Annotated in this window: 9 protein-coding genes; 5 read left to right on the top strand and 4 right to left on the bottom strand. The window is 71.8% G+C overall.

All coding sequences use genetic code 11. The features are described 5' to 3' along the window. Window positions 1-7: 7 nt before the first annotated feature. Entirely contained in the window at window positions 8-1,165 is a 1,158-nt protein-coding gene (locus OG514_RS36090; protein ID WP_266902057.1) for an FAD-binding oxidoreductase, read from the bottom strand. A gap of 194 nt (window positions 1,166-1,359) precedes the next feature. Between OG514_RS36090 and OG514_RS36095 the strand changes: the two genes are divergently transcribed. From OG514_RS36095 to OG514_RS36115, 5 genes are read left to right on the top strand one after another with little or no spacing between them, the layout of a single operon-like run. Then, window positions 1,360-3,102: an ABC transporter substrate-binding protein gene (locus tag OG514_RS36095; protein ID WP_266902059.1), complete on the top strand. Its 1,743-nt coding sequence runs from the start codon at window positions 1,360-1,362 to the stop codon at window positions 3,100-3,102. A 55-nt stretch (window positions 3,103-3,157) separates the two neighbouring features. Further along, window positions 3,158-4,087: an ABC transporter permease gene (locus OG514_RS36100; RefSeq protein WP_266902319.1), complete on the top strand. Its 930-nt coding sequence runs from the start codon at window positions 3,158-3,160 to the stop codon at window positions 4,085-4,087. Then, window positions 4,084-5,070 carry an ABC transporter permease gene (locus OG514_RS36105; protein ID WP_266902061.1) on the top strand — a complete coding sequence of 329 codons (987 nt, stop codon included), beginning with the start codon at window positions 4,084-4,086 and terminating at the stop codon, window positions 5,068-5,070. The genes OG514_RS36100 and OG514_RS36105 overlap by 4 nt, the downstream gene beginning before the upstream one ends. After that, entirely contained in the window at window positions 5,070-6,074 is a 1,005-nt protein-coding gene (locus tag OG514_RS36110) for an ABC transporter ATP-binding protein (protein WP_266902063.1), read from the top strand. Before OG514_RS36105 ends, OG514_RS36110 begins: the two co-directional genes overlap by 1 nt. Beyond that, the gene (locus OG514_RS36115; protein WP_266902065.1) at window positions 6,071-7,054 is read left to right on the top strand and encodes an ABC transporter ATP-binding protein; all 984 of its coding nucleotides are present in this window, start codon (window positions 6,071-6,073) and stop codon (window positions 7,052-7,054) included. The genes OG514_RS36110 and OG514_RS36115 overlap by 4 nt, the downstream gene beginning before the upstream one ends. Window positions 7,055-7,106: 52 nt before the next feature. Here OG514_RS36115 and OG514_RS36120 read toward each other — a convergent pair whose 3' ends face one another. The 3 genes from OG514_RS36120 to OG514_RS36130 form a co-directional block, all read right to left on the bottom strand. Continuing rightward, window positions 7,107-8,042 (bottom strand): ornithine cyclodeaminase family protein, encoded by a 936-nt coding sequence (locus OG514_RS36120; protein WP_266902066.1) that lies wholly within the window; start codon window positions 8,040-8,042, stop codon window positions 7,107-7,109. Next, window positions 8,039-9,025, bottom strand: coding sequence for a proline racemase family protein (locus OG514_RS36125; protein WP_266902067.1), 987 nt, complete (start codon window positions 9,023-9,025; stop codon window positions 8,039-8,041). Before OG514_RS36125 ends, OG514_RS36120 begins: the two co-directional genes overlap by 4 nt. An 83-nt stretch (window positions 9,026-9,108) precedes the next feature. Further along, on the bottom strand, window positions 9,109-11,454 hold the full coding sequence (locus tag OG514_RS36130; RefSeq protein WP_266902068.1) for a collagenase: 2,346 nt from the start codon (window positions 11,452-11,454) through the stop codon (window positions 9,109-9,111). Between the last annotated feature and the right edge of the window lie 272 nt (window positions 11,455-11,726).

The raw sequence follows: 11,726 nt of genomic DNA on the forward strand, positions 1-11,726 counted from the left end.
GCGCGCCTCAGGATGCGGTGGCGTCGAAGCGCTCGGGGCGGAACGGGTGGAGGTCGAGGGGAGGTTCGACGCCGGTGATGCACGCCGCGACGATCTGTCCCGTCACCGGTGCGAGCCCGATTCCGGCGCCTTCGTGTCCGCAGGCGTGCAGCAGTCCGGGGACCCGCGGGTCGGGCCCGATGGCGGGCAGATGGTCGGGCAGGTAGGGGCGGAAGCCGGGGTAGGTCCGGATCGCCCGTACGGTGCCGAGGACGGGGAACAGTGCGGTGGCCCCGGCGGCGAGGCGGCGCAGGACCTCGGTGGAGAGCGTCCGGTCGAAGCCGACGCGCTCGCGGCTGGCGCCGATGAGGACGGGTCCGGCAGGGGTGCCCTCGACGACGGCGGAGGTCTGGAGCGCGGCGGAGCCGCTGGCCACGTCGGCCACGTAGTCGGCGGCGTACACCTTGTGGCGGACGACGCGCGGCAGGGGTTCGGTGACGAGGACGAAGCCTCGGCGGGGCAGGACGGGCAGGTGGACCCCGGCGAGGTCGGCGAGGGCGCCGCCCCAAGTGCCCGCGGCGTTCACGACGTACGGGGCGTGGAGTTCGCGGGTGGCGGTCCGCACTCCGCGGACCGCTCCGCCCGCGCCGGTGAGGAGGCCGGTGACCTCCTCACCCAGCGCGAGGCGGACCCGGTCGCCGACGGCTCGGAGGAGCTGCGCGGCGGCATGGGCGGGCATCACCTGGGCGTCCTGGGGGTAGTGGACGCCGCCGGTGAGGCCCGGTGCGAGGTGGGGCTCCAGGTCGTGGAGCCGGTCACCGGGCACCTCGTCCGCGACGACACCCGCTTTCTCCTGGCGGGCCGCGAACTCCCGCAGGGCGCGCAGTCCCGTCTCGCCGGAGGCGACGACCAGGCCGCCCTTGGCCTCGTACTCGACGGCAGGCGGGAGCCTGTCGGCGAGTTCGGTCCACAGCGCGGTGGAGAGGAGGGCGAGTTCGAGTTCGGGGCCGGGCTCCTTGTCGGAGACCAGGAGGTTGCCCTCACCCGCTCCGGTCGTGCCGCCCCCGACGTAACCTCGGTCGACGACGGTGACGGAGAGGCCGGCGAGGGCCGCGTAGTGGGCGCAGGCGGCACCGACGACGCCGGCGCCGATGACGATGACGTCCGAGGTTTCTCTCGTGGGCACGGCAGTAATATTTCACATTGCACTCGCTCTGCCAAGGCCCCCCGCCGCACACCCTGTCACCCCCAACCGCCCTCCGGACACGGATGGGTAACGGCTCACCCGACACCTTGTCAGTACAATTTCACATTACTATGTTACCGGTCACATTCCAGCTGCCTCAGGCGCTGTCCGACTGCTCCCCGGAGTGACCCCGCATGAACAAGCGCACGCGCACCCTGGCCACGGCCCTGGTGACGACCCTGACCCTCGCCGTGACCGGCTGCTCCGGCGGAGGCACGTCCGGGGGCGCCCGGAACGGCAAGAACCCCGCGGCCGCCAACGCCGGGGCGGTCCTCGGCGGCACCCCGCAGAAGGGCGGCACCCTCACCGTCCTGTCCAACCAGGACTTCACCCATCTCGACCCGGCCCGCAACTGGGTGATGGGCGACATGGACTTCGGCACCCGCCTGCTCTACCGCACCCTCGTCACGTACAAGGCGGAATCCGGCGCCAAGGGCGGCGAACTGGTCCCCGACCTCGCGGAGAGCCTCGGCGTGTCCTCCAACGGCGCCCGAACCTGGACCTTCAAGCTCAAGCCGGGACTGAAGTACGAGGACGGCACGCCGATCACCTCCCAGGACATCAAGCACAACGTCGAACGGTCCTTCTCCCCCGACCTGCCCGGCGGCCCCGACTACGCGGCCCGCTACCTCGCCGGCGCCGAGGGCTACCAGGGCCCGGCGGGCGGCAAGCACCTCGCCTCCGTGAAGACCCCCGACGACCGCACGATCGTCTTCGAACTCCGCACGCCCTTCGCCGAGTTCCCCTTCGCGGCCACGCTGCCCACCTTCGCGCCCGTGCCCCCGGTCCAGGACAAGGGCCCGCGGTACGACAACCGGCCCTTCTCCTCGGGCCCGTACAAGATCGACTCCTACGCCCGCGACAAGCAGCTGGTCCTCGTCCGCAACACCCACTGGGACCCGAAGAGCGACCAGGTGCGCAAGGCGTACCCGGACAAGATCGTCGTCACCATGGGCCTCAAGGCCAACCAGATCGACGACCGGCTCATCGCCGCCACCGGCCCCGACGCCTCCGCCGTCCCCTGGGACAAGCTCCGTCCGGAGTCCACCCCCAAGGTGCTCACCAAGCCGGACATCAAGGCCCGCCTCCTCGCCGAGTCGACCAGCTGTACCGAGATGGTGCAGATGCACACCGGGCGCGCGCCCTTCGACGACGTCAAGGTCCGCCGGGCCGTGCAGTACGCCCTGGACCGCGAGGCCGTCCTCACCGCCTCCGGCGGACCCGCCCTCAACGACCCGGCCACCGCGCTCATGCCCGGCCTCCTCTTCGGCGGCAAGCAGCCCGACACCCTCGGCATCCCGCTCACCGGCGACGTGCCCAAGGCGAAGGAGCTGCTCAAGGAGGCGGGCAAGGCGGACGGCTTCACCACCCGCATCACCGTCTCCAACGGCGACAAGGCCGTCGGCGAGGCGATCCAGCAGTCCCTCGGCCGGGCCGGGATCACGGTCACCATCGAGACCGTCGACCCCTCCGCCTTCTACGACACGATCGGCGACACCAAGGACCGCACCGACCTCGTCTACACCGGCTGGTGTCCCGACTTCCCCTCCGGCTCGACGTTCCTGCCGTTCGTCTTCGACGGCCGCTTCATCAAGGAGAAGGGCAACTCCGGCAACCACTCGCTCTTCCGTGACGACGCCACGATGAAGCGCATGGACGAGATCGCGGCGATGGCCGACGCCACCCAGGCCGCCAAGGCCTGGCGGGAACTCGACGGAAAGATCCTCGCCAAGGCACCGACAGCGCCCGTCGTCGTCGAGCGCAAGCCCCTCCTCATCGGCACCAACATCGCCGGCGCCTTCGGTCACACCTCCTTCGGCGGCCAGCTCGACTACGCCACGGTCGGTCTCAAGGACCCCTCGAAGAGCGCGAACTGAGGCGACCGTGACCACCACTCCACCGTCCCCCGTGACGACCACCCGGCCATCCCCCGTGTCCTCGGCCCCACCGCCCCCCGCCCGCACGCCCCACGGCCCCTGGCAGCTGGTCCGTGCCGAACTGCGCCGCCGCCCCGCCGCCCGTCTCTCCCTCGGCGTGGTCGCCTTCTTCGCACTCCTCGCCGCGGCCGCCCCGCTGATCGGCGCGCTCGGCGGGTGGGGCCCTGACGAGTTCGACAAGAGCGCCGTCGACCCGTATCTGGGCGGACTGCCCATCGGGCCGCTCGGCGGCGTCTCGGCGGAGCACTGGCTCGGCGTCGAACCCATAACGGGCCGCGACCTGTTCGCCCGGGTCGTGCACGGCGCCCAGGTCTCGCTGCTCATCGCCTTCTCCGCGACGGCGATCGTCGTCGTCGCGGGGACGGCGGCCGGCATCGCCGCCGGCTACTTCGGCGGCCGCACCGACACCGCGCTCTCCCGGCTGATGGACCTCACGATGTCCTTCCCCTCCCTCATCTTCATGATCGCGATGATGTCGGTGGCCAGAGACGTCAACCGGATCGTCCTCATGACCGCGGTCATCGGCCTCTTCGGCTGGCCCGGCATCGCCCGGATCGTCCGCGGCCAGACCCTCTCGCTCAAGCACCGCGAGTACGTCGACGCCGCCCGCGTCGGCGGCTCCGGCCCCTTGCGCATCCTCGTCCGCGACATCCTCCCGGGGGTCGCCGGGCCCGTCATCGCGTACACGACGCTGATCGTCCCCGGCATGATCGCCACCGAGGCCGCCCTCAGCTACCTCGGCGTCGGAGTCCGCCCGCCCACGCCCTCCTGGGGGCAGATGATCGCCGAGAGCGTCGCCTACTACGAGACGGACCCCATGTACTTCGCCGTCCCGAGCCTCTGTCTCTTCCTCACCGTGCTCGCCTTCACCCTGCTCGGCGACGCACTGCGCGACGTCCTCGACCCGCGAGGAGGCGGCGCGTGATCCTCTACCTCGGCCGGCGTCTCCTCGGCGTGCTCGGCGTGCTGATCGCCATCGCCGCCGTCACCTTCGCCGTCTTCTACGTCCTGCCCTCCGACCCCGCCGCCGCGGCCTGCGGCAAGTCGTGCAGCACCGAACGCCTGGAGGCCATCCGCGCCAACATGGGCCTGGACGCCCCGCTGTGGCGGCAGTTCGCCGACTTCGTCACCGGCATCTTCACCGGCCGCACCCTGGGCACCGGCCAGTACGCGCTGCACTGCGACTTCCCGTGCCTCGGCTACTCCTACGAGAACAGCCAGGGCGTGTGGGACCTCCTCGTCGACCGGCTGCCGGTCTCCGCCTCCCTGGCCGTCGGCGCCGCCGCGATCTGGCTGCTCCTCGGCCTCTCCGCGGGCGTCACCGCCGCACTCCGCAAGGACACGCTCACCGACCGCGTCCTGATGGTCGGCGCGGTCGCCGCCGCCTCGCTCCCCGTCTACTTCACCTCGGTGATGCTGATCTACGGGCTGATCCGGGTCACGGGCCTGCTCCCCTACCCGCAGTACGTGCCCTTCGCCGACGACCCCCTCTCCTGGGCCTCCAACCTGCTGCTCCCCTGGCTGGCGCTCGCCCTGCTCTACGCCGCCATGTACGCGCGGCAGAGCCGGAACTCGATGATCGAGTCCATGGCGGAGCCGTACATCCGCACCGCCCGCGCCAAGGGGCTGCCGCGCCGCACCGTGGTCGTCAAGCACGGTCTGCGCGCCGGGATGACACCGATCCTGACGATCTTCGGGATGGACCTCGGCGGGCTGCTCGCCGGCGCCGTCATCACCGAGTCCATCTTCGGACTGCCCGGCATAGGACGGCTCTTCTACGGCGCCCTGTCGACCGGGGACCAGCCGGTCATCCTCGGGGTGACGCTGCTCGCCGCCACCTTCATCGTCGTCGCCAACCTGGCCGTCGACCTGTTGTACGCCGTCGTCGACCCGCGAGTGAGGTACTGATGGGCGACTCCGCCCCCCTCCTGTCGGTACGGGATCTCACGGTCACCTTCCCGACGAAGCGCGGCCCCGTCCGGGCCGTCGACTCCCTCGCCTTCGACGTGCTGCCCGGCCGGACCCTCGGCATCGTGGGTGAGTCCGGCTCCGGCAAGTCGGTCACCTCCCTCGCCGTCATGGGCCTGCACACGGGCGCCGAGGTCACCGGCTCCGTCACCCTGGACGGGCAGGAGCTGATCGGTCTGTCCGACCGCGAGCTGAACGGGCTCCGCGGGCGGCGGATGGCGATGATCTTCCAGGACCCGCTGTCCAGCCTCCACCCGTACTACACCGTGGGCGAGCAGGTCGCCGAGCACCACCGGGTCCACTTCGGTTCGCGCCGGGCCACCGCCCGTGAGCGGGCCGTCGAGGCACTCGCCGAGGTCGGCATCCCCGAACCGCGGCGCCGGGCCGGCGAGTACCCCCACCAGTTCTCCGGCGGCATGCGCCAGCGGGTGATGATCGCGATGGCCCTCGTCTGCGAACCCGACCTCCTCATCGCCGACGAGCCCACCACCGCGCTCGACGTCACCGTCCAGGCCCAGATCCTGGAGCTGATCGCCCGCCTCCAGCAGGAGCGGGGCCTCTCCGTCGTCATGATCACGCACGACCTCGGGGTGGTCGCCCGGGTCGCCCACGACGTGCTCGTCATGTACGGCGGCCGGGCCGCCGAACACGCGCCCGTGGACGCCCTGTTCGCCTCCCCCACCCATCCGTACACCCGTGGCCTGCTCGACTCGCTGCCCCGCCTCGACGACCCCGACGACGCCCCGCTGCGGGCCATCCCGGGCAGCCCGCCGTCGCTGCTCGAACCCGCGCCGGGCTGCGCGTTCGCACCCCGATGCCCCCGCGCCGCCGTCGGCTCCGAGGAGGAGCGGGCCCGCTGCGCGACCGAACGCCCCTCCCTCGGCGGCCCGGACGGACACCCGGCCGCCTGCCACTTCCCCGCGTACGAAGGCGTCGCCCCATGACCACGACCCCCTCACCACCCCTCCTCCGCGTCCGGGACCTCACGATCACGTTCCCCGGCCGCCGCAGGGGCTCGGCCCCGATCCGGGCCGTCGACGGCATCGGCTTCGACGTGGCGGCGGGCGAGACCCTGGGCCTCGTCGGCGAGTCCGGCTGCGGCAAGTCGACCACGGGCCGCACGATCGTGCGGCTCCTGGAACCCACCGCCGGCTCCGTCTCGTACGAGGGAAGGGACATCAGCCATCTGTCACAGCGGGCGCTCAAGCCGCTGCGCCGCGACCTCCAGATGGTCTTCCAGGACCCCCACTCCTCCCTCAACCCCCGGCAGACCGTGGCCCGGATCATCGCCGACCCGCTCCTCGTGCAGGGCGGCACGGCGGCCGAAGCCCGCAAGCGGGCGGTGGAGCTGATGGAACTGGTCGGCCTCATCCCGGAGCACATCGACCGCTACCCCCACGAGTTCTCCGGCGGACAGGCACAGCGCATCGGCATCGCCCGCGCCCTGGCCACCGACCCCCGGCTCGTGGTGGCCGACGAACCGGTCTCCGCCCTCGACGTCTCCGTACAGGCGCAGATCGTCAATCTGATGGAACGGCTCCAGCGCGAACTCGGGCTCGCCTATCTCTTCATCGCCCACGACCTCTCCGTCGTGAAGCGGGTCTGCGACCGGGTGGCCGTGATGTACCTGGGCCGGATCGTGGAGATCGGCGCCAAGGAGCGGGTGTACGCCGCCCCGGCCCACCCCTATACAAGGGCGCTGCTGTCCGCCGTGCCCCTGCCGGACCCGGCCGCCGAGCGGAGCCGGGAGCGGATCACCCTGCTCGGCGACCCTCCGAGTCCCGCCGCTCCCCCGCCGGGCTGCACCTTCCACCCGCGCTGCCCGAAGGCGCGGGAGATCTGCCGGACCGAGGCACCGCCGCTGCGGACCCTCGTGCCGGGCGAGGCGCGTGAGGTCGCCTGCCACTTCCCCGAGGGCGTCTGAGCACGCGAACGCCCCGGTCCCGCGTACGCGCGGGACCGGGGCACCGGTGTCTTCAAGCCGAACGGGCGGCCCGGTACAGGGCGGTGGCGACGGCGAGGTCCTCCCAGGCCATTCCCACGCTCTTGAAGAAGCGCGGACGTCCGGCCGACGGTTGCCGGCGACCGGTCACCAGGTCGGCCAGGTCGCCCGCGATGTGGTCGGCCCCGATCGCCCCCTCGGACAGCGGGACGAGGAGGTCACCCGCCTCCCGCAGCGCGGCGGTCCGCGCCTCGACGTAGACCTCGGACCGGACCACGAGCGCGGTGTCGGTCTCGCGGACGGTCGGCTCGTGCGAGCCCACGGCGACGACGGTGGCGCCGGGCGCCACCAGGGTTCCGTCGAAGAGCGGTTCCCGGGCCGTGGTGCAGCAGACGACGAGATCGGCCTTGGCCACCTCGTCGGGCGTGCCGGTACGGGCGAGGACGCCGAGGGTGCGCGCGTACCCGGCGAGGGCGCGTCCGCCGACCGGCTCGCGTGCGACCACGACGGCCTCGGCGACCTCGCGGACGGCGAGGACGGCCTCCAGATGACCGTACGCCTGGGGGCCCGCCCCGAAGAGGACGAGGCGCAGGGGCCGGTCGGCCGGTGTCAGCGCGCGGACGGCGAGGGCGGAGACGGCCGGCGTACGCAGTTCGGTGAGCGCGGCCCCGTCGAGGAGGGCGAGCGGCCGGAGGTCGGCGCCGTCGAGCAGGAGGTAGGAGCCGGTGATGCGGGGCAGACCGCGCGCCGGGTTGCCGGGGGCGACTCCGGCGACCTTGACGCCCGCGAAGGAGCCGAAGGCCGCGGGCATCAGGAGGAGTTCACCGGCGGCGACCGGAACGGCCGAGCGGGGCGGTCCGGCGTCGGGGTCGAGTCCGGACCGCAGGACGTCGGCGAGGACGTCGGTCACCGTCGCGGGCCCCATGAGGCGGGCCATGGTCGCGGCGTCGAGGACGAGGGGCGGGCTCACAGGAGGAACCCCGCTCCCAGCGCGTCGTCCGGGTCGAGGACGAAGGTGTGGGTGCCGGTGCGGTGGGTGGTTCCGCTGACCTCGGTGATGCCCGCCGCGAGGAGGCGGCCGGTGAAGAGGGTGCCGACGACGGACTCGTGCCGCAGGGTGTCCCCGACGGCGAGGCGTCCGTCGTCGCCGAGCAGGGCGAGGCGGGCGGAGGTGCCCGAGCCGCAGGGTGAGCGGTCGATCTGCCCGTCGGCGAAGACGGTGACGTTGCGCTGGTGGAGCCCTTCGGGGGTGTCGGGGAGCTCCTCGTACAGGATGACGCCGTACACGTCGTGCGCGGGGAGCGCGGCACGGATCTCCCGTCCGGCGCGGACGAGTTCGGGCAGGGCGGGCACGGAGACGTCGAGGCCGAGGTCGCGGGCGGCGACGGAGACGTAGAGGGCGCCGGAGTGGGCGAGGTCGGCGTCGACGGTGCCGAGCGTGGTGGTCACCTTGACGTCTCGGGCGACGATGCGGGTCGGGACGTTGCGGAAGGTGACGCCGGTGGTGCGGCCGTCCGCGCGGTGCACGGCGGCGGTGACGCGTCCGGAGGGCACGTCGATCCGTACGGAGACGTCGCCGTCGGCGGGAGCCGGGACGCGCCCCGTGTCGACGGCCCAGGCGCCGAGGGCCATCGTGCCGTGGCCGCAGGCGGTGGAGTAGCCGTCCTTGTGCCAGAACAGCACGCCGAAGTGGGCGCCGTCGTCGTCGGGGGGCACGATGAAGCCGCCGTACATGCCCGCGTGCCCGCGCGGCTCCCGGGACAGGAGGCGCCGCACGTCGTCGAGGGGGCCGGGTCGCGGATCCGTGCCCGATCCGCCGGTCGTGAGGGCGGTGGCGCGGCGCTCGGCGACGGTGTCGCCCGGGATCGGGGGCAGGTCCTCGTCGACGATCCGGAAGGGCTCGCCTGCGGTGTGGTAGTCGGTGGTGCGAACCGTGTGCGGGGTGGTGCTCACGAAGTACGGCCTCCGGGAAGGTGGTTCGGGGTGTACGCCGGGCCGGCCCCTCCCCGTGGAGGGACCGGCCCGGACGGGGTGGGTCAGCTGCGGAGGGGACCCTCACAGCTGAAGCTCGACGTGCCGGCGACCCTGGTGGACCAGATGTCGATCGGTCCGAAGGAGCAGTTCATGTCGGCCAGGTTGTTCGAGGCTGCGCCCGCGCGGTCGAGGATGAAGTAGTCGACCGTCTCGGACATGTCCTTGAAGTTCTGGTCCGGGCTGCCCCAATTGGACAGGTTGGCGGTGATCCGGCCGGTGCAGACGAACCGGCGCTTGCCCGGCTCGCCCTTCTCGACGCAGTCGGGGGTGTTGGAGGTGGCGGTGGCGAAGGTGGACTTCACCGTGTCCAGGGCCGCGTCGCGCAGCTGGGCGTTGGGCGTGAACACGGTGTTGGGGACGTAGAGAGTGTCGACCTTGGCGATCTGGGTGTCGAGGAAGCGGTTGTAGTCGCTCTGCAGGCCCGCGTCGTTGCCGAGGCGGACGCGCCAGGCGTCGTACGCGGCCACGTCGTTGTTCCGCAGGTGGGTGTACATCTCGCGGATCAGCGAGGGCTTCTCGTTCCAGAGGAACTCGAAGAACGTTCCGGCGTAGTTGTAGAAGCGGAAGCCGTCGCCGTCGTAGGTGGCGTTGAGGATCTGCCGGAGGTTCATCCGGGGGCCGCCGCCGGCCGTGTCGTTGATGACGCCGCGGACCAGGGACTTGCGGACCTTGATGCCGTCGTCGCGGGTGGCGCCGTCGAAGAACTCGGCGGTGCCCTCGTCCATGAAGGTGGTGCGGTCGCCCTGGTACCAGGGGCCCTCGCCGAAGAAGCCGGGGACGGCGTAGCGGCCGTTGAGGTAGTGGGTGTACTCGTGACGGAAGAGCTCTTCGAGCGTCAGGGACGAGTCCTGCGGGACCCGGCGCTGGTAGGTGTAGAAGGTGGCGCCGCGCTCGATGTAGATGCCGCCGTTGTTGGTGTCCATCCCGGTCAGGATGGGGTGGTAGTTCTCGTAGTCGGCGCGGGAGCCGTACAGGACGATGGTGAGGGTGGTGTTGGGGTCGCCGGCGAGCGGCTGGTCGCTGCCGAGGACGCGGTGGAACTGCGCCTTGACCTGCTTGCTCGCGTAGTAGAGCTGGTCGACGGTGGCCCGGTCGAGCCCCGTGCGGACCTTGATGGCGCCGTTGTCGTAGGTGTACGTGTACGGGAAGATCTGCGCTTCGATGTCCGCCTTGCAGACGCCGTACGGCTTGCACGCGTCGAAGTAGTTGAGCCAGGAGACGATCTTGGCCCACTGCTGGCTGCCACGGCCGAAGGTGGTCACGGCCTGGCCGAGCAGGCCGCCGAGTTCGGCGGTGATCTCCGTCCGCAGGCTGGGGATCTCACCGAAGCGGCCGTACTCGCCGAGGGCGTCGCGGGCGACCCAGTCGTTGGCGGTGCCCTTCAGGTGGCTGTAGCCGCCGAAGGCCTTGAAGACGGCGCGGTACGCCGGGTCGGCGGCGGCCGCGGCCTGGAAGGCGGCGTCCTGGTTGCCGGGGTAGACGCCCAGGTAGTTGACGGAGAGCGCGGCGAGCGCGGCCCCTGCCCAGGACGGGTCGAGGTGGGTGGCGGTGTGCGAGGGGTCCATCGTGGCGAGGACCCGCTTGATCAGGCCGAGTTGGTGCTGCCGCAGCCCGGGGGCGCTGGCCGCGTAGAGGGCCTCGCGCAGGGTGACGGCGTTGCTCTTCGTGACGTCGAAGGTGCGGGCCGCGTTGCCGAAGTCGGCGACCGCCTGGCGGACGGCGTTCACGGTGGGTGCGTCGGTGGTGTCGATCTCGTCGCGGGAGTAGTCGTGGTACGCGACGGCGTGCAGGTAGGTGAACATCTCCTCCAGGTGCGAGGAGTTACGGCCGTCGTGGGAGGCGGCCAGGCTTGATATTCGGCGGGCGACGGCCTGGACGTGGGCGTCGGACATGACGGGCGTGAGCCGGGCGTCCCAGGTCCAGATGAGACCGCGCAGACAGTCGTCGGCGAGGACGGCGGGGTCGGCGAGGAAGTCGGCGAACCGCTCGGGGCCGAGCCCGGTGATCCCGTCGAGGGTGCAGGGCACGCCGGCGGCGGTCGTCGTGGTGCCGGCCGAGAAGGTCCGCGCGGCGGTGGCCTTGGCCGGGGCCCGGCCGGGGACGCGGCCGGTGACGAGGTTCCCGGGGGCGGGCGCGGGGCCGAAGGTCTTGCGGGGAGCGGTGGCGAGGCGCTCCACCTCGTCGAACGGGTTGGTTCCGTGCTCGGCCCGGGGGGCGGCCGGAGCGCCGGTCGCCGCGGCGGGGACAGCGGTGGCGCGGGCGTCCGTGTCGGTCGCGGAGGCCCCGGTCTGACCCGAGGAGGCCAGGAGGGTCACCGCGATGGCGGAGGTGAGCAGGGACGAACGCACACGTCTGTGGATGGACAACAGAACTCCATGAGTGGTGGGGGAACGTCAATGGGTGTGACGAGAACTGTTGTGGTGCGCACGGTGTTTGACGAAGGCTCATCGAACCGTGTGCCGTGTAACATAGTAATGTGAAATTGCACTGACAACCCCTGTGCGGCCACCAGTTACCCGAGGTTCATCCAGAGCCGCTCGTCGGCGAACGACCCTTCCCCCTTGCGCGGTGGTCGTGTGACGAGAACACGAACACCTCGATAGGCGGCTTCTCCACCTGT

It is taken from the genome of Streptomyces sp. NBC_00572 (assembly GCF_026341815.1).
In the GTDB taxonomy this organism is placed as follows: Bacteria; Actinomycetota; Actinomycetes; order Streptomycetales; family Streptomycetaceae; genus Streptomyces.

What these genes read in the sequence shown, in the direction of transcription:
- OG514_RS36095 (WP_266902059.1), top strand. Translation starts at nt 1,360, where the DNA reads ATGAACAAGCGCACGCGCACCCTGGCCACGGCCCTGGTGACGACCCTG.
- OG514_RS36110 (WP_266902063.1), top strand. Translation starts at nt 5,070, where the DNA reads ATGGGCGACTCCGCCCCCCTCCTGTCGGTACGGGATCTCACGGTCACC.
- OG514_RS36115 (WP_266902065.1), top strand. Translation starts at nt 6,071, where the DNA reads ATGACCACGACCCCCTCACCACCCCTCCTCCGCGTCCGGGACCTCACG.